This is a genomic window from Roseateles sp. GW835-FHT13E02 (assembly GCF_058794035.1).
On sequence record NZ_JBXAGJ010000020.1, the window covers coordinates 35,660 to 59,652 of the forward strand.

General features: G+C 66.2%; 21 protein-coding genes. 11 read left to right on the top strand and 10 right to left on the bottom strand.

Annotation, left to right across the window (positions count from 1 at the left end; genetic code table 11):
* Window positions 1–24: 24 nt before the first annotated feature.
* Window positions 25–1,386, bottom strand: a complete 1,362-nt coding sequence (locus tag AC1Q6P_RS18340; RefSeq protein WP_171827220.1) for a serine/threonine-protein kinase — start codon at window positions 1,384–1,386, stop codon at window positions 25–27.
* A gap of 40 nt (window positions 1,387–1,426) precedes the next feature.
* Between AC1Q6P_RS18340 and argS the strand changes: the two genes are divergently transcribed.
* From argS to AC1Q6P_RS18380, 8 genes are all read left to right on the top strand, one after another.
* Entirely contained in the window at window positions 1,427–3,145 is a 1,719-nt protein-coding gene (argS, locus tag AC1Q6P_RS18345) for an arginine--tRNA ligase (RefSeq protein WP_492665424.1), read from the top strand.
* Entirely contained in the window at window positions 3,142–3,903 is a 762-nt protein-coding gene (locus AC1Q6P_RS18350; protein WP_492665423.1) for an SPOR domain-containing protein, read from the top strand. Before argS ends, AC1Q6P_RS18350 begins: the two co-directional genes overlap by 4 nt.
* Before the next feature lie 97 nt (window positions 3,904–4,000).
* A complete protein-coding gene (locus AC1Q6P_RS18355) occupies window positions 4,001–4,657 on the top strand; it encodes a thiol:disulfide interchange protein DsbA/DsbL (RefSeq protein ID WP_492665422.1) in 657 nt (218 codons plus the stop codon).
* A gap of 47 nt (window positions 4,658–4,704) precedes the next feature.
* Window positions 4,705–5,385: a thiol:disulfide interchange protein DsbA/DsbL gene (locus AC1Q6P_RS18360; protein WP_492665421.1), complete on the top strand. Its 681-nt coding sequence runs from the start codon at window positions 4,705–4,707 to the stop codon at window positions 5,383–5,385.
* A gap of 193 nt (window positions 5,386–5,578) precedes the next feature.
* Complete coding sequence (lptA, locus tag AC1Q6P_RS18365; RefSeq protein ID WP_492665420.1) at window positions 5,579–6,217, top strand: lipopolysaccharide transport periplasmic protein LptA; 639 nt, start codon at window positions 5,579–5,581, stop codon at window positions 6,215–6,217.
* Entirely contained in the window at window positions 6,214–7,023 is an 810-nt protein-coding gene (gene lptB / locus AC1Q6P_RS18370; protein ID WP_492665419.1) for an LPS export ABC transporter ATP-binding protein, read from the top strand. The genes lptA and lptB overlap by 4 nt, the downstream gene beginning before the upstream one ends.
* Before the next feature lie 98 nt (window positions 7,024–7,121).
* Window positions 7,122–8,651, top strand: a complete 1,530-nt coding sequence (locus AC1Q6P_RS18375) for an RNA polymerase factor sigma-54 (protein WP_171827226.1) — start codon at window positions 7,122–7,124, stop codon at window positions 8,649–8,651.
* Window positions 8,652–8,846: 195 nt separating this feature from the next.
* On the top strand, window positions 8,847–9,860 hold the full coding sequence (locus AC1Q6P_RS18380) for an SGNH/GDSL hydrolase family protein (RefSeq protein ID WP_492665418.1): 1,014 nt from the start codon (window positions 8,847–8,849) through the stop codon (window positions 9,858–9,860).
* 62 nt (window positions 9,861–9,922) lie between these two features.
* Here the strand turns inward: AC1Q6P_RS18380 and AC1Q6P_RS18385 are convergent, their stop codons facing one another.
* Window positions 9,923–10,999, bottom strand: coding sequence for a pre-peptidase C-terminal domain-containing protein (locus AC1Q6P_RS18385; protein ID WP_492665417.1), 1,077 nt, complete (start codon window positions 10,997–10,999; stop codon window positions 9,923–9,925).
* A 393-nt stretch (window positions 11,000–11,392) separates the two neighbouring features.
* Here AC1Q6P_RS18385 and AC1Q6P_RS18390 point away from each other — a divergent pair, with 393 nt between their 5' ends.
* The 3 genes from AC1Q6P_RS18390 to AC1Q6P_RS18400 all read left to right on the top strand — a co-directional run bounded on the left by AC1Q6P_RS18390 (window position 11,393) and on the right by AC1Q6P_RS18400 (window position 14,567).
* A complete protein-coding gene (locus AC1Q6P_RS18390; RefSeq protein ID WP_492665416.1) occupies window positions 11,393–12,691 on the top strand; it encodes a THUMP domain-containing class I SAM-dependent RNA methyltransferase in 1,299 nt (432 codons plus the stop codon).
* Between the two features lie 128 nt (window positions 12,692–12,819).
* Window positions 12,820–13,971, top strand: a complete 1,152-nt coding sequence (locus AC1Q6P_RS18395) for an AAA family ATPase (protein WP_492665415.1) — start codon at window positions 12,820–12,822, stop codon at window positions 13,969–13,971.
* A 5-nt stretch (window positions 13,972–13,976) separates the two neighbouring features.
* A complete protein-coding gene (locus tag AC1Q6P_RS18400; protein WP_492665414.1) occupies window positions 13,977–14,567 on the top strand; it encodes a hypothetical protein in 591 nt (196 codons plus the stop codon).
* A 10-nt stretch (window positions 14,568–14,577) separates the two neighbouring features.
* Here the strand turns inward: AC1Q6P_RS18400 and AC1Q6P_RS18405 are convergent, their stop codons facing one another.
* From AC1Q6P_RS18405 to AC1Q6P_RS18440, 8 genes are all read right to left on the bottom strand, one after another.
* The gene (locus AC1Q6P_RS18405) at window positions 14,578–15,312 is read right to left on the bottom strand and encodes a 16S rRNA (uracil(1498)-N(3))-methyltransferase (RefSeq protein ID WP_492665413.1); all 735 of its coding nucleotides are present in this window, start codon (window positions 15,310–15,312) and stop codon (window positions 14,578–14,580) included.
* Between the two features lie 65 nt (window positions 15,313–15,377).
* Entirely contained in the window at window positions 15,378–16,259 is an 882-nt protein-coding gene (locus AC1Q6P_RS18410) for a hypothetical protein (RefSeq protein ID WP_492665412.1), read from the bottom strand.
* Complete coding sequence (locus AC1Q6P_RS18415; protein ID WP_492665411.1) at window positions 16,256–18,586, bottom strand: M1 family metallopeptidase; 2,331 nt, start codon at window positions 18,584–18,586, stop codon at window positions 16,256–16,258. Before AC1Q6P_RS18415 ends, AC1Q6P_RS18410 begins: the two co-directional genes overlap by 4 nt.
* 155 nt (window positions 18,587–18,741) lie before the next feature.
* Window positions 18,742–19,212 (bottom strand): hypothetical protein, encoded by a 471-nt coding sequence (locus tag AC1Q6P_RS18420; protein ID WP_492665445.1) that lies wholly within the window; start codon window positions 19,210–19,212, stop codon window positions 18,742–18,744.
* Window positions 19,213–19,290: 78 nt separating this feature from the next.
* Window positions 19,291–20,973, bottom strand: a complete 1,683-nt coding sequence (locus AC1Q6P_RS18425) for a long-chain-fatty-acid--CoA ligase (protein WP_492665410.1) — start codon at window positions 20,971–20,973, stop codon at window positions 19,291–19,293.
* 112 nt (window positions 20,974–21,085) lie between these two features.
* Window positions 21,086–22,510, bottom strand: coding sequence for an NAD(P)(+) transhydrogenase (Re/Si-specific) subunit beta (locus AC1Q6P_RS18430; protein WP_492665409.1), 1,425 nt, complete (start codon window positions 22,508–22,510; stop codon window positions 21,086–21,088).
* Window positions 22,507–22,839, bottom strand: coding sequence for an NAD(P) transhydrogenase subunit alpha part 2 (locus AC1Q6P_RS18435; RefSeq protein ID WP_492665408.1), 333 nt, complete (start codon window positions 22,837–22,839; stop codon window positions 22,507–22,509). The genes AC1Q6P_RS18430 and AC1Q6P_RS18435 overlap by 4 nt, the downstream gene beginning before the upstream one ends.
* A 12-nt stretch (window positions 22,840–22,851) precedes the next feature.
* Complete coding sequence (locus AC1Q6P_RS18440; protein WP_492665407.1) at window positions 22,852–23,982, bottom strand: Re/Si-specific NAD(P)(+) transhydrogenase subunit alpha; 1,131 nt, start codon at window positions 23,980–23,982, stop codon at window positions 22,852–22,854.
* Between the last annotated feature and the right edge of the window lie 11 nt (window positions 23,983–23,993).

Below are 23,993 nucleotides of genomic sequence, written 5' to 3' on the forward strand. Positions count from 1 at the left end.
CAACGCGACAGCCTCAAGACGGGTTTACATGATGCGGCGCGGATGCGCCAAAGCCTCGTGCGCGGCATGCAGGCGGCGCACCAACACCTGGATGAAGGCGCGGTCGAATCGGTGCTGGCATTCAGGGCTGAGCAGGCCTAGCGATTCCGGAGTGAACGAGATGGTGATGCAGACCTCGCTGACCCGCACATCGGTGCTGTGGCGGCGCAGGTCCGGGTTGGGCGCCAGATAGGCCATCTCGCCGACCGAGGTGCCCTGACCCAGGGTCGCCACCTTGTTGCCATCGCGGAAGACATCGACCGCCCCCTGGGCAATGATGTGAAAGGTATTGCCTTCCTGGCCGCGCTTGTAGAGCGCATGGTCGAGCGGAAAACGCCGCCAGCGCGCCCGGTGCACCACCTCCCAGAGCTCCACGTCGCCAAAGTCGGAGAAGAACTCCAGTTCGCGCAACATATTGAAGCGCTCCGAATCCTTGACCTCGTAAAGCCGCGCCAGAGGCACCAACTGCTTGGAGACCAGCTCCGACAGTGCCTTGGCAAAAGCCTCCCAATCGGCATAGCGCTCTTGCGGATGCTTGGCCAGGGCCTTGAGGATGACCGCCTCCAGCTCCGGCGTCACCCCACCCCGCAGGCCTTGCAGCGGCGGTGGCGCCTGGTGGTAGATCTGGTGCATCAAGGCCATCTGGCTCGGCGCATCGAAGGGCGCGCGCCCGGCGACCAGGTGGTAGAGCACGGCGCCCAGCGCGTAGATGTCGGCGCGGCAATCGACATCACCCCCCTCGATCTGCTCGGGCGGCATGTAGGCGAGCGAACCGACCCGGTGCACCTGGGTCGAGTCGGAATGCAGATTCAGCGCGCTGCCGAAATCACTGACCTTGACATCGGTGACCTGGCCTTGGGCATCGAGCACGGCCAGCAGATTGGCCGGCTTCACATCGCGGTGGATCAAGCCCTGGCGGAAGACATAACTCAAGGCCATGGCGCACTTGAAGCCGAGCTCGACAATCTGGTCCAGCGGCAGCAGGCGGTCGCTGCGGCAGAAATGCTTGAGCGTGACGCCCGGCACATACTCCATCACCAGGTAAGGTGCGTCTTCCTCGGGCACGGCATCGAGAATCTGCACCACATTCGGGTGCTGCAGTCGCCCAGCCAATGCCGCCTCGGCGGCGTAGAAGCGCAGGCTGAAATCGCTGCCCTGCCCGGCGCGGCTGACGGCGGCCCAGGCGCGCATGCGCTTGATGGCCACCTCACTGCGGTGGAACTCGTCCACAGCCAGGAAGACATCGCTGGTGGCGCCCTCGCCGAGGCGGCGCAAGACCTTGTACTTGCCGATGTGGGCGGGCAGGTCCGAAGCGCTCTCGAGGACGGGGGCTGAATCCAGGGACATGCCGAACATCATACTGACGCCCGCCCCGTAGAATTCGCCCATGATCCAAGCCAAGCAAGAATTGCTCGCCGCCCTGGCCGAAGCCATTCAAGAACTCAGCCCCGGCACCGACCTGGTTGCCGCCTTCGAATCTCCCAAGCAAGCCGCCCATGGCGACTTCGCTTGCACGGCCGCCATGCAGCTGGCGCGACCGCTGAAGAAGAACCCGCGCGAGCTGGCGCAGGCCCTGATTGAGGCCTTGCAGCGCCGCCCGGCCTTCCAGCGCTGGGTCTCGGCCCTGGAGATCGCCGGCCCCGGCTTCATCAACATCCGCCTGACCGCTGCGGCCAAGCAGGCCGTGGTGGCCGAGGTGCTGGGCGCCGCCGATCACTTCGGTCAACAGCCCGCCAATGAGCAGCATGTGATGGTCGAATTCGTCTCGGCCAACCCCACCGGCCCCCTGCATGTGGGCCATGCCCGCCAGGCTGCACTCGGTGACGCCATTTGCAGTTTGTTTCAAACCCAGGGCAGCCAGGTCACGCGCGAGTTTTATTACAACGACGCTGGCGTGCAGATCGCCACGCTGGCCAACTCGACCCAGTGCCGCCTGAAGGGCCTCAAGCCCGGTGACGCCGGCTGGCCCGAGAGCGCCTACAACGGTGACTACATCCAGGACATCGCCGACGACTTCCGCGCCGGCAAGACCGTGGTCGCCGACGACCGCCAATTCACCGCCTCGGGCGATGTCGAAGACCTGGACGGCATCCGCCAGTTCGCCGTCGCCTACCTGCGCCACGAGCAAGACCTGGACCTGCAGGCCTTCGGCCTCAAGTTCGACAACTACTTCCTGGAATCCAGCCTCTACAGCTCGGGCCGGGTCGAAGACACGGTGGCCAAGCTGGTGGCCAACGGCAAGACCTTCGAAGAAGGCGGCGCACTCTGGCTGCGCAGCACCGACTACGGTGACGACAAGGACCGCGTGATGCGCAAGTCCGAAGGCGGCTACACCTACTTCGTGCCCGATGTGGCCTACCACATCGACAAGTTCCAGCGCGGCTACACCAAGTGCATCAACGTCCAGGGCACCGACCACCACGGCACCATCGCCCGCGTGCGCGGCGGCCTGCAAGCGGCCGATGTGGGCATCCCCCAGGGTTTCCCGGACTACGTGCTGCACAAGATGGTCACGGTGATGAAGGGCGGCGAAGAGGTCAAGATCTCCAAGCGCGCCGGCTCCTACGTCACCCTGCGCGACCTGATCGACTGGACCAGCCGCGACGCCGTGCGCTTCTTCCTCATCAGCCGCAAGGCCGACACCGAGTTCATCTTTGACGTCGACCTGGCGCTGAAGCAAAACGACGAGAACCCGGTGTTCTACGTCCAGTATGCGCACGCCCGCATCTGCTCGGTGATTCGCAACTGGGTGGCCCGCGGCGGTGACGAAAGCACCCTGGCCCAGGCCGACCTCAGCCTGCTGACGGCGCCCACCGAGGCGGCCCTGATGCTCAAGCTGGCCGAGTACCCGGCCATGCTGTCCGGCGCGGCCGCCGGCCTGGCCCCACACGATGTGGCTTTCTATCTGCGCGATTTGGCCGGTAGCTATCACAGCTACTATGCGGCTGAGCGCGTGCTGGACCAGGCGCCCGAGCTGAGCGCAGCCCGGGTGGCACTGCTGGCCGCCACGCGCCAGGTCCTGCGCAATGCCCTGGCAGTTTTGGGGGTCAGCGCACCCGAGGTGATGTCCCGCGAAGCGAACCCTGAAGCGACGGAGAAGGCATGAGCACGGCTCAATCTGGCAGCAGCAACAACAACAGCAGAAACGGCAACAAGAGCAAGCAACAACGGGGCGGTTTTGTCCTCGGCCTGATTGTCGGCTTGCTGCTGGGCCTGGCCGTGGCATTGGGCGTGGCGCTCTACATCGCCAAGGTGCCCATCCCCTTCATCGACAAGGTGCCCCAGCGCACGGCCGAGCAGGATGCGGCCGAAGCCCAGCGCAACAAGAACTGGGACCCCAACGCCCCCCTGGCCGGCAAGGCCGGCGCCAAGGTGGCCAGCGGCGTAGTCAGCGGCGCCCCGGCGCCCACTCCTGCCGTGGTGGCTCCGGCCGCCCCTGCCGCCGTGACAACGCCTGCGCCCGCTCCAGCTGCCTCCACAGCGGCAGCACCGGCCGCCAAGCCAGCTGACAAGGCCACCGACAAGGCTGCCGAGAAAGCTGCCGAGAAGGCCGCCGACAAATCCCCGGCCGACAAGAAGGCCGAGGCCAAGGCAGCCGCCGCCAGCGCCGCCGCGGCCGCAGCCGACCCCAATCTCTACTTCGTGCAGGCCGGTGCCTATGTGAAGAACGAGGACGCCGAGCAGCAACGCGCCCGCCTGGCCTTGCTGGGCTTCAGCGCCAAGGTCATGGAAAAGGAACAGTCGGGGCGCACCGTGTTCCGCGTTCGCATCGGCCCCATCGACAGCCGCGATGAAGCCGAAGGCATGCAGCGCAAGATCGAAGCCGCCGGCATCGAAGCCAATCTGGTCGGCGTCAAGCGCTGATCGTCTGTCCATCACCCAGGGCCTGCCGAGGCCTCTTTTGTCCACCGAGATGAACGAGAAGATGAAGATGATGAAACGTCGCGAGTTTTCTGCCCTCTTGTCCGCACCTCTGAGCCTGGGTGCCCTGGGCACGCTGGCCGCTGCGCCGCAGCTGGCCCTGGCCCAGACCGACCCCTTCGCGGGCAAGTACCAAACCCTGTCGCAAGCCCTGCCGAGCAGCACCCCGGGCAAGATCGAGGTGGTCGAGTTCTTCTGGTACGGCTGCCCGCATTGCTATGCCTTCGAGCCGGTGCTGGCGCCCTGGATCAAGCAGCTGCCGGCCGATGTGGCCTTCCGCCGCGTGCACGTTGGCTTCAACGCCATGATCAAGCTGCACCAGCGCCTGTTCTACGCCCTGGAAGCCCTGGGCAAGGCCGCCGAGCTGCAGGACAAGATCTTCCATGCCTTCCACGTCGAGCGCCTCGAGCTCAACGACGAGAAAAGCCTCACCGAACTGGTGGTGCGACTGGGCGTGGACGGCGCCAAGTTCAAGGATGCTTTCAACGCGTTCGGCGTGGTCACCAAGGCCGGCCAGGGCGCCAAGCTGTCCGAGGCCTACCGCATCGACGGCGTGCCGGCGCTGGGCATTGGCGGCCGCTACCTGACCTCGCCCTCGATCGCCGGCCTGCGTGGCGACAACGAGCAGGCCAACGGCCGCCGCGCCCTGGCCGTTGCCGAGCACCTGATCCAGCTGGCCCGCGCCAGCAAGGGCTGATCGCCCCATCCCTGGCTGAACCCCGCTCTGCCTCTGCCCGCTCTGACATGAAGACCTTGATCTCTCGCCGTGAGTTCTCTTCAACCCTCGGGCTGGCCCTGGCCGGCCTGCCAGCCCTGAGCCTGGCTCAGGGTGCCGCCCCGGTCGAGGGCAAGCAGTACCTGCGCTTGCCCCAACCCTTGCCGGCCACGCCGGGCAAGATCGAGGTGTACGAGTTCTTTCTCTACACCTGCCCGCACTGTTTTGCTTTCGACCCTCTGGTCTCGGCCTGGGTCAAGCAACTGCCGGCCGATGTCAGCTTCCGCCGCATCCATGTCGGCGTGGGTGCCATGCACAAGCTGCATCAGCGCCTGATGGCGGCCCTCGAATCCCTCGGCCGCCTGGGCGACTTGCACGAGGCGGTCTTCAAGGCCGTCCATGTGCAGCGCCTGGACCTCAGCGATGAGAAGGCCATCATCAAGTTCGCGGTCAGCCTGGGCCTGGACGAAGCCAAGTTCAGCGCGGCCTTCAACGATCGCTTCAACACCCAGCGGCGCATCGACCAGGCCACCAGCCTGGCCAAGGGCTATGGGGTCGAGACCGTGCCGGCCATCGGCATCGGCGGCCGCTTCCTGACCAGCCCCAGCATGGCAGCCGGCGCCAGCCAGAACGCCGATGCAGGCCGCCAGGCCTCGCTGAGCCTGAGCAATCAGCTGATTCAACAGCTGCGCGGCAGTGGCAAGGCCTGAAGCCTGATGATGTGATGGCACCGCAGGCACTGCGGCGTGATGCTCAGGTTTCACGCGCGGCAGGCGCGTCGGGCTGGCTCAGGCCCGTACTAGAATGATCTGCAAGTTTTGTGCCGCCTTCTTGGGCGGCGAACCCTTGCTTGATGTGTTTGCCCGGCCTGCCCTTCCTCCATCCTCCCACCCGCTGCTGTCCATGAAGCTGTCACCGCGCCCTTCCGTCTTGCCCGGCTTGCTGGCAGCCTTGCTGCTGGGCCTGGGCGCCACGCCGGGCTGGGCGGAAAAAGGCGACCGCGCCAAGCCGCTGAACATCAGTTCCAAAAACGGCGGCAGCGTCGAGATCGCCAAGCAGCGCACCGAGTTCAACGGTGATGTGGTGCTGAGCAAGGGCAGCCTGGTGCTGCGCGCCGAAAAGCTCGATGTGCGCGAAACCGGCGACGGCTACTACCAGGTCTATGCCAATGGCCAGACCGGCAAGCAGGTCAGCTTCCGCCAGGCGCGCGATGTGCCGGGCGAGGCCATCGAAGGCCTGGCCGACCAGCTCGAATACGACACCCGCAGCGACACCGTGCGCTTCATCGGCAATGCCGTGGTGCGCCGCCTGCAGGGCACGACGGTGGCCGACGAGGTGACCGGCGCAGTCATTCTGTTCGACAACCGCAGCGAGGTCTTCACCCTCGAGGGCGGCCAGACCTCGCCCCACCCGAGCGGCCGGGTCCGTGTGGTGATGATGCCGCGCGGCGGCGCGCCCGAGGCCGCCTCGGCACCCGCGGCCGCGGCCTCCGGCGTGCAACTCAAGCCCAGCACCAGCCTGAGCCCCCGCAAAGCGCCATGAGCAGCAGCAACAGCAGCGTCGCCAGCCCCCATCACGCGCCCGTGGCCGCCCTCGAATCCGGCCCGCGCAGCCGCCTGGAAGCCGAGGGCCTGGCCAAGAGCTACGGCGTGCGCCGCGTGGTCAAGAACGTGCATCTGGGCGTCAACAGCGGCGAGGTGGTTGGCCTGCTCGGCCCCAACGGCGCCGGCAAGACCACCAGCTTCTACATGATCGTGGGCTTGGTGCGCGCCGATGCCGGCGAGATCCACATCGACGACCAGTCGGTCGAGCACCTGCCCATCCACCAGCGCGCCCGCCTGGGCCTGAGCTATCTGCCGCAGGAGGCCTCGATCTTCCGCAAGCTCACGGTGGAACAGAACATCCGCGCCGTGCTGGAGCTGCAGCGCGACGAGCAGGGCCGCGCGCTCAAGGAGCCGCGCATCAAGGAGCTGCTGGAAGCGCTGCTGCACGACCTCAGCATCGAGAAGCTGCGCGACAGCCCGGCGCCGGCGCTCTCGGGCGGCGAACGCCGCCGCGTCGAGATCGCCCGCGCCCTGGCCACTCAGCCGCGCTTCATCCTGCTGGACGAACCCTTCGCCGGCGTGGACCCGATCGCGGTGCTGGAGATCCAGCGCATCATCGGCTTCCTGAAGGCGCGCCAGATCGGCGTGCTGATCACCGACCACAATGTGCGCGAGACCCTGGGCATCTGCGACCGGGCCTACATCATCAGCGAGGGCTCGGTGCTGGCCGAGGGCACGCCGGACGAGATCGTGGCCAACGCCGATGTGCGCAAGGTCTATCTCGGCGAACATTTCCGCATGTAGAGCCGGCCATGGATGCCTACACGCCCGCTGCCACGGCAGCCCCGCGCGGGGCTGATGCTGGGATTCCTGCATCTCACGACTGCCCCTGAGCCCGCGCCATGAAGCAGTCACTCCAGGTTCGACTGAGCCAGCATCTGGCCTTGACGCCGCAGCTGCAGCAATCGATCCGCCTGCTGCAACTGTCCACGCTGGAGCTGAATCAGGAAGTCGAGCAGATGCTGGCGCAGAACCCGCTGCTCGAAACCGAAGAAGACTTCTCCGTCGCCACGCCCGAGCTGCCCGAGCTGCGCCCGGCCAGTGCCGCCGAGGACAGCGGCGCCGACCGTGAGCTGGGCGGCGGCGCCGAGGCCGAGGCCACGCCCGAGCTGCAGGCCGAAGACTTCGGCAGCACCGAACGCGAGGACTGGGAGAACGGCACCGAGGGCGACGATTTCGACGGCATCCGCGAACTGCCCAGCAACAACGGCAGCGGCTCGGGCAGCAACGATGAAGACGGCGAACGCAGCGACCAGGAATCGGCCGAGATCAGCCTGCAAGAGCATCTGGTCCAGCAGATGGCCGGCATGCACCTCAGCGATACCGACCAGCTGGCGCTGCGCCTGCTGATCGATTCGCTCAACGAGGACGGCTATCTCGAGGACAGCCTGGAAGCCATCGCCGAGGCCCTGGTGCCGGACGGCGACGAGGACAGCGCCGCCGAGCGCGAGGAGCTGCTCGACCACCTGCGCATCGCCCTCAAATGGCTGCACCACATGGACCCGCCCGGCGTCGGTGCCCGCGAACTGACGGAATGCCTGGAGCTGCAGCTGCGCCAGCTGCCGCGCAGCGCGCCGCAGGTGATCGCCATCATGATCTGCAAAAAGCACTTGGACCTGCTGGCCAAGCGCGACAGCCGCCGCCTGATGCTGCTGACCGGCGCCGACGATGCCTTGCTGCGTGAAGCGCAAGCCCTGATCGTGGCCCTGGAGCCCAAGCCCGGCCGGCGTTTTGCCCGCGGCCAGGCGCCGGCCGTGATCCCGGACGTGATCGTGCGCAAGGTCGGCCGCGAGCTGCGCGTCATCATCAACCCCGAGGTCGCGCCCAAGCTGCGCATCAACGAGCTCTACGCCAACGCCCTGCGCCAGACGCGCGGCGGCATCAGCAACAGCGCCCTGGGCGGCCAGCTGCAGGAGGCGCGCTGGTTCATCAAGAACATCCAGCAGCGCTTCGACACCATCCTGCGCGTCTCCACCGCCATCGTCGAGCGGCAAAAAGGTTTCTTCAGCCACGGCGCCGTGGCCATGAAACCCCTGGTGCTGCGCGAGATCGCCGACGAGCTGGGCCTGCACGAATCAACCATCTCGCGCGTGACCACGGCCAAGTACATGGCCACGCCCTTTGGTACCTTCGAGCTCAAGTATTTCTTCGGCTCGGGCCTGTCCACCGAGGCTGGCGGTGAAGCCTCCAGCACCGCCGTGCGCGAGCTGATCAAGCAGTTCATCGCCGCCGAGAACCCGGCCAAACCCCTGTCCGACAGCGCCCTGGCCAGCATGCTGGAAGAACAAGGCATCCAGGTCGCGCGCCGCACCGTCGCCAAATACCGCGAAGGCATGCACATCGGGACGACGACGATGCGGCGGGTGGTTTGAAGGTTGAAGCTTGAGTGAACGGGTGAATCAGTGAACTGGTGAACCACACCCCACGATTCACCATTCACCTGTTCACCTGTTCACCCGTTCACCTGTTCACCCCCAAACGTGAACACGCACACCGATTTCAGGTGATTCCCATTTCGAGACATGCCATCATGCCGCTGACTTGGATCGTTACTTGAAAGGTCTGCCGTGAACACCACCCTCCGCTCCCCGGCCGGCGCCCGCCTGCCCGCCCTGCTGATACTCGCCGCCAACCTGGCCTGGGCCGCCCCCTCCCAAGCTCAGGCTCAGGCCACGGGCAGCAGCGCCGCCACCAGCTACAGCCGCGTGATCGCCTTCGGCGACAGCCTCTCGGACAACGGCAATTTCTACCGCGCCACCGGCGGCGCAGTGCCCCAGCCGGGCAACTATTTCCAGGGTCGTTTTTCCAACGGCCAGGTGGCCGTCGAGCACCTCGCGCAAGGCCTGGGCGTGAGCCTGCAGGATTACGCCTGGGGCGGTGCCCAAACCGGCTGGCTCAACGGCGCGGCGGTGGCCGCAGGTGCCCCGGCCGCCTTGCAGAACACGGGCATGCTCTCGCAAGTGGGCGCCTTCCAGTCCGGCCTGGCCGGCACGGCCGCCGACAGCCAGGCGCTGTACCTGCTGTGGGGCGGGGCCAATGATTTCCAGTACCTGGGTTTCTCGCAGGCCACGGCGCAAGCGGCCATCCAGAACCTCAGCAATGCCGTGCAGACCCTCTACGGCCTGGGCGCACGCAACTTCCTGATGCCGGGCCTGCCCGATCTGGGCCAGACGCCGGCCGGCCTGTCCTCCGGCCTCTCGGGCCAGTTGCACCAGCTCTCCCTGGGCTTCAACCTCGGCCTGAATCAGGCTATCGGCCAGCTGCGCGCCCTGCCCGGCATCGACATCCGTTACTTCGACACCCTGGGCACGCAGCAAGCCCTGGTCGACAACGCGGCGCTCTACGGCTTCAGCAATGTGACGGCGGCCTGCTTCACCGGCTATGTCGGCCAGCCCGACGGCAGCACCTGCAGCAACCCCGAGAGCTATATGTACTGGGACCGCATCCACCCGACCACGCTGACCCACAGCTACCTCGGCCAGGGCATGCTGGCCGCCGTGCCGGAACCGCAGACCTGGCTGCTGATGGGCCTGGGCCTGGCAGCCCTGGGTCTGCGCGCCGGTCGCCAGCGCCGCAGCTGAAAAGACAAGGGCCGGTCGCCTGGAGCACCGGCCCCGAAGCTGGCGGCCAGCGCCGCCCGGCTTCAGCTCAAGGTCGCCAGCAGGCGCGCGTTGTTGACCGCCGCGTAGGCATTGAGCAGCAGATAGTAGGTGCCCGCCACGGGTGAGGCGAAGCTGATGGTTTCTGCATTGCTCGAGCCATCGGATTTCTTGTCATACACCGTGGTGCTCGGCGCCGATGCCAGGCGGGCGTAGAGATCGCCATCGCCCGTACCCCCGGAAAGCTGAAACTTGAGCTGCCGACGGCCCGGCGGCACCTGGATGCTGTACAGCCGCGACTGACGCAGGCCCAGGCTGACAGTCTGAGCCTGGCCGCTGACCAGGGGCGTGACGTTCTGGCTGTTGCCCATGCCGATGGCTGAGCGCCTCACCCCCACATCGATGGTGCCGGTGTAGGCATTGCCACTCTTGCTGACCTGCACGATATAGCCGGCGCCGCCATCGCTGGCGTAGATGCTGTCGGCCTCGTTGCGGGTGCGTGGCGCGCCTTGCTGGTAGATGGGAAAGCTGCGGAACACCTCATCCGCCGTGGCGGCGTTGAAGTAGAGCTGGGCCACGAAGACGTCGGGCAGATTGCGGCCATCGTCATTGGGCCGGATGTTGCGCGCCGCGCTCTGGATGGAGAAATGGATGTGCAGGGCCCGGCCGCTGTAGCTGCCTGGAAACAGGGTCAGGAACTCGGCCACGCCGTCGGCCCCGGTCTTCTGGTAGCCGCGGCAGAAGTTCTGCCCCTGGGTGCCGAAGGGGGCGTAGCTGGAGTAGAGGCCCGTGGCCTCGCAGCTCCAGATGTCGACCACGGCGCCCGGGATGGGCGCGCAGTTGCTCTCCAGATCGAGCACGCGCAGGCGCAGGGTCAGCGGAGCGCCGGATTTGGGCGTGGTGTTGCCGCTGGTGTTGGCGCGCAGATCGCGGCGCTCGGCGGCGCTGATGTTCGGGTAGGGCCCGGCGGTCGATTCCGTGTCTGCCTTGCAGGCGGCCGCGGCGGCACCGTAGGGCGTCTGCGACTGACTGCTGGCTTCCTTGCTGCCGAGCGCGGCCACCGAGGCCACGCCCATGAGCTTGAGCGCCTGGCGGCGCGGAGAGGGTGTGTGCTGAGACATGGTGATGAGGCTTTCTTTCACAGAGTGACTCCGGCCGAGCGGCGCGGACTCTTGTGAAGTGCGGCGCCGCACCGGCGCTGAGAGCCGGGGTGGTGGATGGAGAACGCCGTAGGCGAGCCGGCAGATCGATCCCGGCCGCCCGCGGGCCACGTCCTTCATGCGCCGCGACCAGGTCCAGCTTCGGTCCTTGACGTCGGAGATGCACGTTATTCAGCGCCCGCAGCACAAGATTGACCGCAGCCGCGCCGCCTGAATACAGGGTTATCTCGAATTTCTGGGCGGAGCTGTCAGAGTTGACAGGGTGACTTGGCGACAGACTTCGCGCCGGATTCCGCCCGAGCGCTGCAGCCGAGGGCCGCGGCCCTCCCTCGCCATTCCTGGGACAATCGGCCCATGGCCGCCAAAGAATCCCCCAAAGACCTTCACTACCTCTTCGTCTCCTGCCCCTCGGGCGTGGAGCGTCTGCTCGACGAGGAAGTGCGGGCCATCCTGCCCAAGACCCATATCGAGGTGCTGCGCGGCGGCATCGCGCTGAAGAGCGATCTCGAGGGCGTGATGAAGCTCAACCTCGAGTGCCGGCTGGCCCAGCGCGTGCTGATCGAGCTGGTCTCGGGCGGCTACCGCCACGAGGACGACATCTACGCCCTGGCCCGCCGGGTCGACTGGAACGAGTGGATCACCCCGGCCGAGACCATCCGCGTCGACACCGTGGCCCAGCGCTCACCGCTGCGCAGCCTCAACTTCGCCACCCTGCGCGTGAAAGACGCCATCTGCGATGTGCTGCGCGATGCCACCGGCGAGCGCCCCAGTGTCGACACCCGCTTCCCCGACCTGCCGGTGATGCTGCACCTCAGCGAAACCGACGCCACGCTTTATATCGACACCTCGGGCGAACCGCTCTTCAAGCGCGGCTGGCGCGAGGACAAGGGCGACGCCCCGCTGAAGGAAACCCTGGCCGCCGCCATGCTGGCCGCGGCTGGCTGGAAGGGCACGCCCGAGACCGGCGGCGCCCTGCACGACCCCTGCTGCGGCTCGGGCACCATCGCCGTCGAGGCCGCACAGATCGCCTGCGGCATGGCCGCCGGCATGCAGCGCCGCTTTGCCTTCGAGCGCCAGCTGCCTTTTGTGCCTCTGCGCGGCCGCTGGCAGGCCATCAAGCAGGCCGCCAAGGACCGCGAACACGCCCCCGCCGTGCCCATCTTCTGCAGCGACGTGGCCTTCCGCATGGTCGACTTCGCACGCCGCAATGCCGAACGCGCCGGCGTGGCCCAGTACATCCAGTTCAACGGCGGTGATGCGCTCGAACGCCCCGCCCCCGAGCTGCCCGAGGGCATGCCCGGCACCATCCTGATGAACCCGCCCTACGGCGAGCGCATCGAAGTGCGCGGCAAGGCCGGCAATGTGCAGATGAGCCGCGATGCCGGCGGCTCCGAGGCGCGCGACGCCGGCGACGACTTCTTCCCTCGCCTGGCCGCCCACTGGAAGCGCGCCTACACCCAGAACCCGGCCGGCTGGACCGCCTGGTTGCTCTGCCCCGACATGAAGCTGCCCAGCAAGATGCGCCTCAAAGAATCGCGCAAGTTCCCGATGTGGAACGGCCCTATCGAGTGCCGCTTGTTCCGCTTCGATCTGATCAAGGGTTCGGCGCGACAGCACAAGCCTGGGCGTGAGGATGACGCAGCCTCCAACTGAGCTCTTGCGCTAATTTGCAGGCGCCATGAAGCATCTTTGGGCGCTACATTCGTAACCATGCTCAAGCCCATCCACCTCTTGAAACAGCAGCACTTTTTCGCAGGTGCACAGCCTTTGGGAATTCAAAAATGTTGGTGACCAGGATAAAGCTCAAGAACTGGCGCAACTTTAGAGCGATCGATGTTTCTCTTCGGGAGGTCTCGTATTTGCTGGGGCCAAACGCTTCTGGAAAGTCAAATCTGCTGGACGCGTTGCGCTTCCTACGAGACGTAAGCAAAGCGAAGGGCGGTGGCTTGCAAACTGCGGTGGCAGATCGCGGAGGAATCTCCAAAGTGCGCTGTCTGCATGCTAGACGCGATCCGGAAGTCCGATTGGAAATTGAGTTGGCACCTTCGACAGACGCCCCGGTTTCATGGCGTTATGTGCTTGGCTTCAAGCCCGAGGGCAAGGGGGCGCAACGCATTTTGATTTCCGATGAACAGGTTTGGAAAGGCGGGAGCAACCTCTTCACTCGCCCAGACAACAAGGATCGCGCCGATCCTATGCTGCTCACGCAGACACGGCTGGAACAGATCGCAGCCAATGGAGAATTCCGTGACTTGCCAGAGTTTTTTGGCTCAATCACTTACCTTCACCTGGTGCCGCAGCTGCTGAAGTTCGCGGAGAAAATGGGGGGGCATCGGATAGAGGATGACCCCTTTGGTCAAGGCTTTTTAGAGCGAATTGCCAAAACTCCAGAGAAGACCCGATCAGCTCGCCTGGTGAAAATCAGCAAGGCTTTAAAGCTTGCAGTGCCCCAGTTTGAGGAGCTGCGTTTTATCCAAGACAAGCTGGGCCACCCCCATTTGGAAGCGCTCTATGCCCACCACCGCCCCAATGCGGGCTGGCAATCAGAGGAGCATTTTTCTGATGGAACTTTGCGCTTGCTTGGGTTGCTATGGGCCTTGCTTGAAGGTTCTTCCCTGCTGCTTTTGGAAGAACCGGAAATTTCTCTAAACGATGCGATCGTCAAAGAAATTCCGTTGATCTTGCAACGACTGCAGCGTGACAAGAAAGTAAGACGACAAATCATTCTCAGCACTCACAGCGAAGCCTTGCTCAGCAATGCGGGTATCGACGGGCGAGGTGTTGTTTTGCTCGAATCTGGACCGCAGGGCACAACTGCGCGGGCCCTGGCGCCTGACGAAGCACAGGCGATTGAAGCCGGGCTTTCGGTCGCTGAGGTAGTTTTGCCAAAAACTCGCCCCTCAGAGGTCAATCAATTGGGCCTGTGGCAATGACGAAGATGGCCCTGGCAACTGAAGATGTACTCAGTGAATCAGTTGGCCTCCAATTGCTGGCGGAGATCAACTTAGCGCCAAGGAGCGTCCAGCTGTTGCGTAAAGACGGCTTCGGCTACCTTCAGTCCAAGATCGAGTCCTGGAAAGCTCTGGCGCGCCTCAAACCGGTGCTACTCATAACTGACCTAGATCGACTTGCATGCCCCCGGCAGTTAAGGGACGCATGGCTGACCGGCTCACCGACACCTCCCAATCTATTGCTACGTATCGCCGTGAGAGAAGTCGAGTCCTGGGTCTTAGCCGACCATGAAGCGATGCGCCAACTGATAGGTGCCAAGGGCAAACTTCCACAGGTCCCCGACGATTTGCCGGATCCGAAAAGCCACTTGCTACAACTTGCAAAGCTTGCGCCGCGAGAAGTCAGAGAAGATCTCGTGAAAGAAAAGGGTGCAGTCGCTAGCCAGGGTATTGGCTATAACGCAAGACTTCGGGCTTTAGTTTCATCGTCTTGGAGCCCTGAGCGAGCTTCTGAACGATCACCCAGCCTCGCTCGCGCACGCCGTCGTTTACAAGACTTGGCTGCACGCTCTTTCTGATTCAACGCGCCTAACTTAGCGCCAGCCAGCCCAGCACCGCCAGCGGCGCCGTGTCGGCGCGCAGGATGCGCGGGCCCAGCTGAACGGCGACGAAACCCTGGGCGCGGGCCGCCTCTTCTTCAGCGGGGCTTAGGCCGCCCTCCGGGCCGCTGAGCACCAAGGTGTGACTGGCCTCCGCCTGCGCGGCCGCCAGGGCTTGCAGGGGCTGAGCGGCCGTGGGGCTGAGCAGCCAGCGGCGCTGCGTGGCTGGCTGCGGGCCCAGCTGGGCCAACCATGAAGCCAGGGACTGCACCGCGCCGATCTCGGGGATGCGGGTGCGGCCGCATTGCTCGGCCGCGGCAATGGCCACACCGCGCCAATGCGCCTGCTTTTTCTCGGCGCGCTCGCCGCTGAGGCGCAGCACCGAGCGCTCGCTCATCACGGGCTGGACGGCGCTGCCGCCGAGCTCGGTGGCCTTCTCGACGACGCCGTCCATGCGGTCATTGGCCGGCATGGCCAGGGCCAGGGTGATGTGCTGACGCAGCTCACGCTGCACCAGCTGGCGAGCCTGCAAGTGCACACGCACCTCGCTGCGGCCCATGGCCAGCACTTCCGCCTGCCACTCGGCGCCGCTGCCATCGAACAGGGTCAGCGGGCTGCCCGGCTGCAGGCGCAGCACCTGCACATGGCGGGCCGCGCTGGGCGGCAGGCTGAGCTCGCTGGACGAGGTGCCCAGGGGTTGGTCGACATAAAAACGCGGCGGCATGGCAGGCAAAGACGGACGAGAAGTCGCCAGTGTGCCAGCCTTCAGGGCCGCCCTTTTTCATTCATTCAGTCCAGGCGCCCGGCGGCCGCCAGCGCAAAGACGCGCGCGCAACGCATCCACACCAGGGCCAGCACCAGCAGCTGACCCATCGCCAAGGCCAGCAGCTGGCTGCCCGCCCCCACCGGCGCCAGCTGCACCCGCAAGAGCCCGATCAGCGCCGCCGCCAGCAAGCCCAGCGCCGTGATCAGCAGATAGACGCCGATGCGGCGCGGCTGGCGCCAGAGGTCACGCGTGGCCAGACGCCAGGCCTTGAACACCGAGCGGCGCTGCGGCTCCAGGGCCAGGCGGGCGCGCGCCGCATCCAGGCTGGCATGCACCAGCAGGAACAGCAGGCCGGTGAACAGCATCACCGCCTGGCTCCAGCGATCGGCCTCGGCCTCCAGCTGCATCAGCGTCGCTTTCTCGCCCACCCAATGCATCAACCCGCCGCCCAGTGCCGCCACCGCGCCCAGCAGGCAAAGCGCCCAGAGCCAGAGCCGCGTCATGCGGCCGTACTCGCGCAGGCCGCCCTGCAGCAAGGCCATGAAGCCCAGCGGCTGGGGCGAGCGAACCACCGCAATCAGGCAGCCGCTGAGCCAGGGCAACAGCAAGGCCAAGAGCAGCACGCTGCTGAGCAGGGCCGAGGCGCCAAAGCCGTTGGGGCCCAGGCCCATCACGGCCTCGGCCAGCACCGGCAGCTCAAAGCCATCCACCAGGCGCTTTGCAGCCAGCGATTGGTCCAGCTGAGCCGCCAGAGCGCGCCAGAGCGGCAGCAGGGCCAGCAACCAGGGCAAGGCCAGGGCCAGCAGCCAGAGCAGCAGCAAGCGCCATTGCGAGGCCAGGCGGGCACCGGTGCGCAGCTGGCCGCGCAGATCGGGAGCGGGGGTCAAGAGCGCCGGCATGTTCATAGCGTGGCCACCAGGGCGAGAAGGGTTTGCAAGAGGCTGCCGGCATCGCTGGCGATGCGGCGGGCGGCCCGGCCGTCGCTCTTGAGGGCGCGGCTGTTGTCGAGCTGGTTCTGATCCAGGTAATGCAGGCGTTCGGGGTCCAGCTCGGCGGACACAGCCTTGACCGGCTTGACCCAGCTGAAGCGGGCCCAGGACTGCTGGTCGTCCCAGCGCACCGTCTCCACACTGCCATCGGCAAAACGCACGCGCAGGGTTTGCGGCACCGCCGCGCCGCGCCGGCGCAACACCACCGTGGTGCGGTAGGGGAAAGGTCCGGGCTCGGCCAGCACTTCGCCGGTCTGCGGGTCCTTCTTGGCCTCGGCCTTGGACGACGAGGCCGGGTGGTCCTTCTTCCACTGCTTGCGCAGCTTCTCGACCAGGTCCTCCTGTGCGTCCTTGTCCAGCTCGCTGCGCCGGCCATCGGGGCTGATATGCCGTCCCAGCAGGGGCAGCTCTTCCACGCTCTTGAAGCTCTCCACCCGGTCATCGACCGAGCGGCTGGCGTAGATGTGTTGCTCGAACAGGCGCTGCACCAGGGCCGGCTGGCCGCTGACCTCGGCCAGCACCTCGCGCAAATCGGCCGTGCTCGGGTGGCGGAACTTCCAGCGCTGGTAGTAGGTCTTGAAGGCCAGCTCCAGCTTCTCGCGGCCGATCTGCGCCTCCAGGTCGCGCAAGGCGGTGGCGGTGCGGGAGTACACCGTGCTGTAGCTGCCACTGGAATGGCGGTGCCAGCTGTTCTGGCCCAGGCCGTCCGGCGGGTCCTTGAGACCGGCGCCCAGGCGCTCGCCCTCGAACACATCGACGGTGGTGCCCACGCCCAGGCGCTTGAGCGCAGCCGTGGTCACGGGCGCCCGCTGGCCGCGGGCCTGAATCATGCGCTGGTCCCAGAACTCGTTCAGGCCCTCGTCGAGAAAAGGCTCCTCGAACTCATTGGAGGCCAGGATGCCGTAGAAGTAGCCATGGCCGAACTCGTGGATGGTGACGAACTCCTGGCCGAAATGGGCCAGGGTGCCGGGGGTCTGGTCGGCATAGCTGTCGGCGGTGAAGAAGGTCGGGTACTCCATGCCGCCCGCTTCCTTGGCATTGAAGGGCGGCACCACGGCCGTGACCGTGCGGTAGGGGTAGGGGCCCAAGGTCTTGGAGAACCAGGCCAGCGCATCCAGCGTGGCCTTGAGCACCACCGGCGCGTTGTGGGCGTACTCGGGCGGGTACAGCACCTGGACCTGCACCTTGGGGCTGCCCTCGCCCTCGTAGACCGCTTTCAGCGGCGGGGCAAAGCGCTTGTCGGCCGTCCAGGCGAAGTCATGCACATCGCCTTGCACGTAGTGGTGGATGACACGGCCCCCCTGCTTCTTGGGCTCGCCCTGCAGCTCGCCGGTGGCGCCGACCGTGTAGCCCTCGGGCACGTCGATGCGCACCTCATAACGCCCGAAATCGGCGTAGAACTCGCTGTGCAGATGGAACTCATGCGCGTTCCAGCGCGGCGCTGTCGCGCCCCGCTCGCCGGGCAGCTCCAGCACGGCAATCTTGGGGAACCACTGGCCCACCAGATGGAAGCTGCCGAAATAACCGGTGCGGGCCAGCACGCGCGGCAGCTGGTCGAAGAAATCGATGTCCAGCGTGGTGCTGCCACCGGGTGCCACCGCCTGCGGCAGGTCCAGGCGCACCACGGTGCGGTCGGTGGCCGGGCCGCCATCGGGCTGAACAAAGTACCAGGGCACGGCCACGCCGGCCTGCTGCACCTTCTTCAGCTCGATATAGCCCCAGTCGCCCTTCTTGATCGGCACATCGCTGCGGAAGGCAAAGCCCAGGCGGCGCTGCTCGCTCATGAAGGTGCTGCCCTCGCCCTCAAAGGCATTGAGGTAGAGGTGCAGGTAGACGGAGCGCACCGGCACGGCGCTGCGGTTGCGCCAGCTCAGGCGCTGCTTGCCCTCGATGGTGTGGGCCTCGGGGTCGAGCCGGGCTTCGATCTGGTAGTCCACCACCCGGTCGGACAGCGTCGGCTCCTGGCCGCTGCGCGGGCCGCCCCAGGCCTGCGGGCTGCTGGGCTGACGCACCGCGGCAGCATCGGGCGCAGCCAGGGCGATGCCGTCCAGCGCAGGCGGTACGGCCGAGGCGGCAGCCGCCACGGCAGGGCTGGAGGCGGCCGAAGAAGCCCCGCTCGCCGACGCGGCAGCGCCGTCGCTGGCCCCGCCCTTCTGGCAGGCACTCAATGCCAGCAATGAGGCCAGGACCCCGGCCCACAAGGCAAGCGGAGCGCGGGATCGGCGCGAAAGACGTGCAAGCATGGCTGGCGCTCAAAAGTGGCGAACGCGCGATGGTAGGCGGGTGCTGGCGCGGCGCCAGCCCGTGGAATCACCGAGTCAGGCGGCCGGCCGGCGTGCCAGCCAGGGACAGCCCGGCCACCCCGACGGGCGAACATCGCCCGCTCGCTGCATGGCCGCTACAGGCCCAGAGACTGGCGGACCTTGAACGCCACCGCATCGCCCTGAGCCTGGCGCACTTCGTCCACAAAGCGCAGGGCCAGCTGCTGCAGGGCCGGGAGGTCGCCACAGCGCTCCACATCCAGCACCCAGCGGTAGCCCTTGATCAGGCCCAGGTGCTCACGCGCGGCACCGGTGAGGTAGGCGTACAGGGCCTGGTAGTCCAGGCTTGGCAGCGCAGGGGCTTGCGGGGCGGCGGGCGCCAGCCCGGCTGCGGATCCAGCCCGGCTTGATGGCGCAATCAGGCCCTGGTCGATCAGAAAGGCGATGTCCGCCGCCGTGATGCCCTGCACCAGGCCCAGCCATTGCTGGGCACTCTTGCTGTCATCGATGACCAGCAGGAGGTTGCGCAGGCTGCGCGACAGCGGCAGCGCCCGGTTCTTGATCTCGGCGCGGCCTTGTTCGGTCTTGGTGTAGGCCTGTTCCAGCATCACGGTTTTTCCTTCCTCAGGGGCCCGACTCTAGTGGAGAGTGGGCCTCGAGAGGCAGAAACCCCGCCCGCAACACGCTCAGGTTTTGTCGCGCAGTTCACGCCGCAGGATCTTGCCGACCGGAGTCTTGGGCAGTTCAGTGCGGAACTCGATGACCTTGGGGCGCTTGTAGCCGGTCAGGTGAGCCTCGCAGTAGGCGCGCACATCGGCTTCGCTGACTTCCTTGGCGGCGCCGGGCTTGCGCACGATGGCCACCTTGACCGCCTCGCCCGCTTTCGCATCGGCGATGCCGACGGCCGCGCATTCGAGCACGCCGTCCATCATGGTGATCACGTCTTCCACCTCGTTGGGGTAAACGTTGAAGCCGCTGACCAGAATCATGTCTTTCTTGCGATCGACAACGCGGAAGTAACCTTTTTCGTCCACGGTGCCGATGTCGCCGGTGCGGAAGAAGCCGTCGGCCGTCATGACCTGGGCGGTTTCGTCCGGGCGCTGCCAGTAGCCCGCCATGACCTGCGGGCCGCGGATGGCGATTTCGCCGGTGGCGCCGGGCGCGGCCGGGTTGCCCGCGTCATCGAGCAGGCGCAGCTCGGTGCTGGGCAGGGGCAGGCCGATGGAGCCGGTGTACTGCGTGCTGTCGGTCGGGTTGCAGCTGGCCACGGGCGAGGTCTCGCTCAGGCCGTAGCCCTCGCAGATGGAACAGCCGGTCTTCTCCAGCCAGAGCTTGGCCGTGGCCTGCTGCACCGCCATGCCGCCGCCCACCGAGATGACCAGATGGCTCCAGTCCACGGCGTTGAAGTCCTTGTGGTTGGCCATGGCCATGAACAAGGTATTGACGGCCGGGAAGCAATGGAAACGGTGCTTGGCCAGTTCCTTGAACATGGCCGGCAAATCACGCGGATTGGGGATCAGCACATTGCAGCCGCCCATGTGCATGGCCAGCATCATATTGGTGGTGAAACCGAAGATGTGATACAGCGGCAGGGCGGCGATGCCCACCACCTGCTCGCCGGCCGGCACCTTCTTCAGCGCCGGCATGTACCAGGCCTCGGCCTGCATCACATTGGCGACCAGATTGCGGTGCAAGAGCACGGCGCCCTTGGACACGCCGGTGGTGCCACCGGTGTACTGCAGCACGGCGATGTCGTTGGGGCCGACCTTGGGCGCCTTGTAGGCCAGGCCGCGGCCGCGCGCCAGCGCCTCGCCAAACTCGACTGCGCCGGGCAGCTCAAAGGCCGGCACCATCTTCTTCACCCGGCGCACCACGTAGTTGACGATCAGGCTCTTGGGGAAGCCCAGCATCTCGCCCATGGACGCCAAGATCACATGCTGGGTCGGCACCTGCTTGATCACCTGCTGCAAGGTGGCGGCGAAGTTCTCCAGGATGACGATGGCCTTGGCGCCGGCGTCCTTGAGCTGATGTTCCAGTTCACGCGGGGTGTAGAGCGGGTTGACGTTCACCACCACATAGCCGGCGCGCAGGATGGCGGCCACGGCCACCGGGTACTGCAGCACATTGGGCATCATCACGGCGACCCGGTCGCCTTTCTCCAGGCCGAGGCTCTGCAGATAGGCGGCCAGGGCACGCGAGGCCTCGTCCACCTGGGCGAACTTCATGGTGCGGCCCATCATGGTGTAGGCCGCCAGCTGCGGGTACTTCTTGAAGGCCGAGTCCATCAGGTCCACCAGGGACGGATATTGCTCGGCATGGATCTCGGCAGGAACTCCCTCGGGGTAGCTCTTGAGCCAGGTCTTGTCCATCTTCTTTGTCTCCATTCGATGCCCCGGATTCTGACCGATGGAGACCCCTGGTCTCATCAGGGGATTCGATACGAGACTCTAGAGCGGCACCCGCGTGCCGCCCGCGGCCTTTTCACTCGATCGCCTTGACCATATCCTCCACCACCTTCTTGGCGTCACCGAAGACCATCATGGTCTTGTCCATATAGAAGAGCTCGTTGTCCAGGCCGGCGTAACCGGCCGCCATCGAGCGCTTGTTGACGATGATGGTCTTGGCCTTGTAGGCCTCGAGGATGGGCATGCCGTAAATCGGGCTGCCCTTGGTCAGCGCGGCCGGGTTCACCACATCGTTGGCGCCGAGCACGATGGCGACATCGACCTGGCCGAACTCGCCGTTGATGTCTTCCATCTCGAAGACCTGGTCGTAGGGCACTTCGGCCTCGGCCAGCAGCACATTCATATGGCCGGGCATGCGGCCGGCCACCGGGTGGATGGCGTACTTGACCGTGATGCCTTTGTGCGTGAGCTTCTCGGCCAGTTCCTTGACCGCATGCTGGGCGCGCGCCACCGCCAGGCCGTAGCCGGGCACGATCACCACCGTCTCGGCATTGCCAAGGATGAAGGCGGCGTCATCGGCGCTGCCGCTCTTGACCGTGCGCTGCACGGCGGCCCCGGCCGCTGCGCTGGAGGTGTCCCCACCAAAGCCGCCCAGGATCACATTGAAGAAGCTGCGGTTCATGGCCTTGCACATGATGTAGCTCAGGATGGCCCCCGAGCTGCCCACCAGCGAGCCGGCAATGATCAGCATGCTGTTGTTCAGGCTGAAGCCGATGCCGGCCGCCGCCCAACCCGAATAGCTGTTCAGCATGGACACCACCACCGGCATGTCGGCGCCGCCGATCGGGATGATCAGCAGCACGCCCAGCGCGAAGCCCAGGGCCAGGATCAGGCCGAAGTCCAGCCAGCTCTGCGAATGCCAGAAGCCGAAGCAGAAGAACAGCGCCGCCAGTCCCAGGGCCAGGTTCAGCTTGTGCTGACCGGGGAAGGACACCGGCGTGCCCTGGAAGAGGCGGAATTTGTACTTACCCGAGAGCTTGCCGAAGGCAATGACCGAGCCGCTGAAGGTGACCGCGCCGATGAAGGCGCCCAGCGCCAGCTCGATGCGGTTGCCGCCCGGAATCGGATCGCCCTTGGCCGTGATGGCAAAAGCCCAGGGTTCCAGCACGGCGGTGGCGGCGATGAAGACGGCTGCCAAGCCGATCATGCTGTGCATGAAGGCGACCAACTCCGGCATCTTGGTCATCTCGACCTTTTGCGCCATGTAAGCGCCGATGCCGCCGCCGACCACCAGACCGGCCAGCACATAGGCCAGTCCCAGGCTCTGTCCGCCGGCCAGCTTGAGGATCAGGGCCACCGTGGTCAGGGCGGCAATCGCCATGCCGACCATGCCGAAGAGGTTGCCGCGGATCGAGGTGGTCGGGTGCGAAAGCCCTTTGAGCGCCTGAATGAAGCAGACGCTGGCGACCAGATACAGGAAGGTGACGAGGTTCAGACTCATGAGCGCGCCTCCGCCTTGTTGCTCGTGTCGGCGGGCTTGGGCGCCTTCTTCTTGAACATCTCCAGCATCCGGCGCGTGACCAGGAAGCCGCCGAAGACATTGACCGCCGCCAGGGCCACGGCCAGGGTGCCCATGAGCTTGCCGGCGTCGGTCTCGGTCAGGGCCGCCGCCAGCATGGCGCCGACGATGACGATGGCCGAGATGGCGTTAGTCACCGCCATCAGCGGCGTGTGCAAGGCCGGCGTGACCGTCCAGACCACGTGGTAGCCCACGTAGATGGCCAGCACGAAGATGATCAGATTGGTGAGGGTGGGGCTGACGAGTTCCATGGCAATCTCGGGTTAGCTGCGCTTGACCTCACCGCCCTGGCTGACCAGGCAGGCGGCGACGATGTCGTCATCGAGGGGCACGCTGAGCGTGCCGTCCTTGGCGAGGACGAGCTTGAGGAAGTCCAGCACATTGCGGGCATACAGGGCCGAAGCGTCGGCTGCCACCAGGGCGGGCAGATTGGTCTCGCCGACCAGGGCGACGCCATGTTTGACCACCGTGCGGCCGGCCTCGGTCAGCGGGCAGTTGCCGCCCACGCCATCGGCGCCACGGCCGGCGGCCAGGTCGACGATGACCGAGCCCGGCTTCATGCTGCGCACCATGTCCTCGCTGATCAGCTGCGGTGCGGCGCGGCCCGGGATCAGAGCGGTGCTGATCACCACATCGGCCTGGGCCACGCGCTTGGCCACCTCGGCACGCTGGCGGTCCAGCCAGCTCGGTGGCATGGGCCGGGCATAACCGCCCACGCCCTCGGCCGCTTCACGCTCTTCCTGGGTTTCGTAAGGCACGTCGATGAACTTGGCGCCGAGCGACTCGACCTGTTCCTTGACGGCCGGCCGCACATCCGAGGCCTCGATCACCGCGCCCAGGCGCTTGGCCGTGGCAATCGCCTGCAAGCCGGCCACGCCGACGCCGAGGATGACGACGCGCGCCGCCTTGACCGTGCCGGCCGCCGTCATCAGCATGGGGAAGAAGCGCTGGTAGCGCTCGGCCGCCATCATCACCGCCTTGTAGCCGGCGATATTGGCCTGGCTGGAGAGCACGTCCATGCTCTGGGCACGTGAGGTGCGCGGCGCGGCTTCCAGCGCAAAGCTGGTCAGGCCGGCCGCGGCCAGGGCTTGCAGGCCGGCGCGGTCGAAGGGGTCCAGCATGCCGACCAGGGTGGCGCCCGATTTCATCAAGGCCAGCTCCTCGGCCTCGGGCCGGCGCACCTTGAGCACCAGGTCGGCGCTCAGGGCGGCGGCCTGCTCGACGATGTCGGCGCCGGCGGCCAGGTAAGCCTCATCGGTGATGCTGGCCGCCACGCCGGCCTCGCGCTCGACCAGCACGCTGTGGCCTTGCGCCTTCAGCTTCTTGACCGTCTCCGGGGTGGCAGCCACCCGCGTCTCTCCGGCCGCGCGCTCGCGCGGAACACCTATCTGCATGAGTCCCTCCT

Excerpts from the sequence above, each read along its gene's own strand:
- lptA (WP_492665420.1), top strand. The coding sequence starts at position 5,579 with ATGAAGCTGTCACCGCGCCCTTCCGTCTTGCCCGGCTTGCTGGCAGCC.
- AC1Q6P_RS18390 (WP_492665416.1), top strand. The coding sequence starts at position 11,393 with ATGGCCGCCAAAGAATCCCCCAAAGACCTTCACTACCTCTTCGTCTCC.
- AC1Q6P_RS18415 (WP_492665411.1), bottom strand. The coding sequence starts at position 18,586 with ATGCTTGCACGTCTTTCGCGCCGATCCCGCGCTCCGCTTGCCTTGTGG.
- AC1Q6P_RS18385 (WP_492665417.1), bottom strand. The coding sequence starts at position 10,999 with ATGTCTCAGCACACACCCTCTCCGCGCCGCCAGGCGCTCAAGCTCATG.
- AC1Q6P_RS18425 (WP_492665410.1), bottom strand. The coding sequence starts at position 20,973 with ATGGACAAGACCTGGCTCAAGAGCTACCCCGAGGGAGTTCCTGCCGAG.
- AC1Q6P_RS18375 (WP_171827226.1), top strand. The coding sequence starts at position 7,122 with ATGAAGCAGTCACTCCAGGTTCGACTGAGCCAGCATCTGGCCTTGACG.
- lptB (WP_492665419.1), top strand. The coding sequence starts at position 6,214 with ATGAGCAGCAGCAACAGCAGCGTCGCCAGCCCCCATCACGCGCCCGTG.
- argS (WP_492665424.1), top strand. The coding sequence starts at position 1,427 with ATGATCCAAGCCAAGCAAGAATTGCTCGCCGCCCTGGCCGAAGCCATT.
- AC1Q6P_RS18405 (WP_492665413.1), bottom strand. The coding sequence starts at position 15,312 with ATGCCGCCGCGTTTTTATGTCGACCAACCCCTGGGCACCTCGTCCAGC.
- AC1Q6P_RS18350 (WP_492665423.1), top strand. The coding sequence starts at position 3,142 with ATGAGCACGGCTCAATCTGGCAGCAGCAACAACAACAGCAGAAACGGC.
- AC1Q6P_RS18440 (WP_492665407.1), bottom strand. The coding sequence starts at position 23,982 with ATGCAGATAGGTGTTCCGCGCGAGCGCGCGGCCGGAGAGACGCGGGTG.
- AC1Q6P_RS18430 (WP_492665409.1), bottom strand. The coding sequence starts at position 22,510 with ATGAGTCTGAACCTCGTCACCTTCCTGTATCTGGTCGCCAGCGTCTGC.
- AC1Q6P_RS18360 (WP_492665421.1), top strand. The coding sequence starts at position 4,705 with ATGAAGACCTTGATCTCTCGCCGTGAGTTCTCTTCAACCCTCGGGCTG.
- AC1Q6P_RS18395 (WP_492665415.1), top strand. The coding sequence starts at position 12,820 with ATGTTGGTGACCAGGATAAAGCTCAAGAACTGGCGCAACTTTAGAGCG.
- AC1Q6P_RS18420 (WP_492665445.1), bottom strand. The coding sequence starts at position 19,212 with ATGCTGGAACAGGCCTACACCAAGACCGAACAAGGCCGCGCCGAGATC.
- AC1Q6P_RS18410 (WP_492665412.1), bottom strand. The coding sequence starts at position 16,259 with ATGAACATGCCGGCGCTCTTGACCCCCGCTCCCGATCTGCGCGGCCAG.
- AC1Q6P_RS18400 (WP_492665414.1), top strand. The coding sequence starts at position 13,977 with ATGGCCCTGGCAACTGAAGATGTACTCAGTGAATCAGTTGGCCTCCAA.
- AC1Q6P_RS18435 (WP_492665408.1), bottom strand. The coding sequence starts at position 22,839 with ATGGAACTCGTCAGCCCCACCCTCACCAATCTGATCATCTTCGTGCTG.
- AC1Q6P_RS18340 (WP_171827220.1), bottom strand. The coding sequence starts at position 1,386 with ATGTCCCTGGATTCAGCCCCCGTCCTCGAGAGCGCTTCGGACCTGCCC.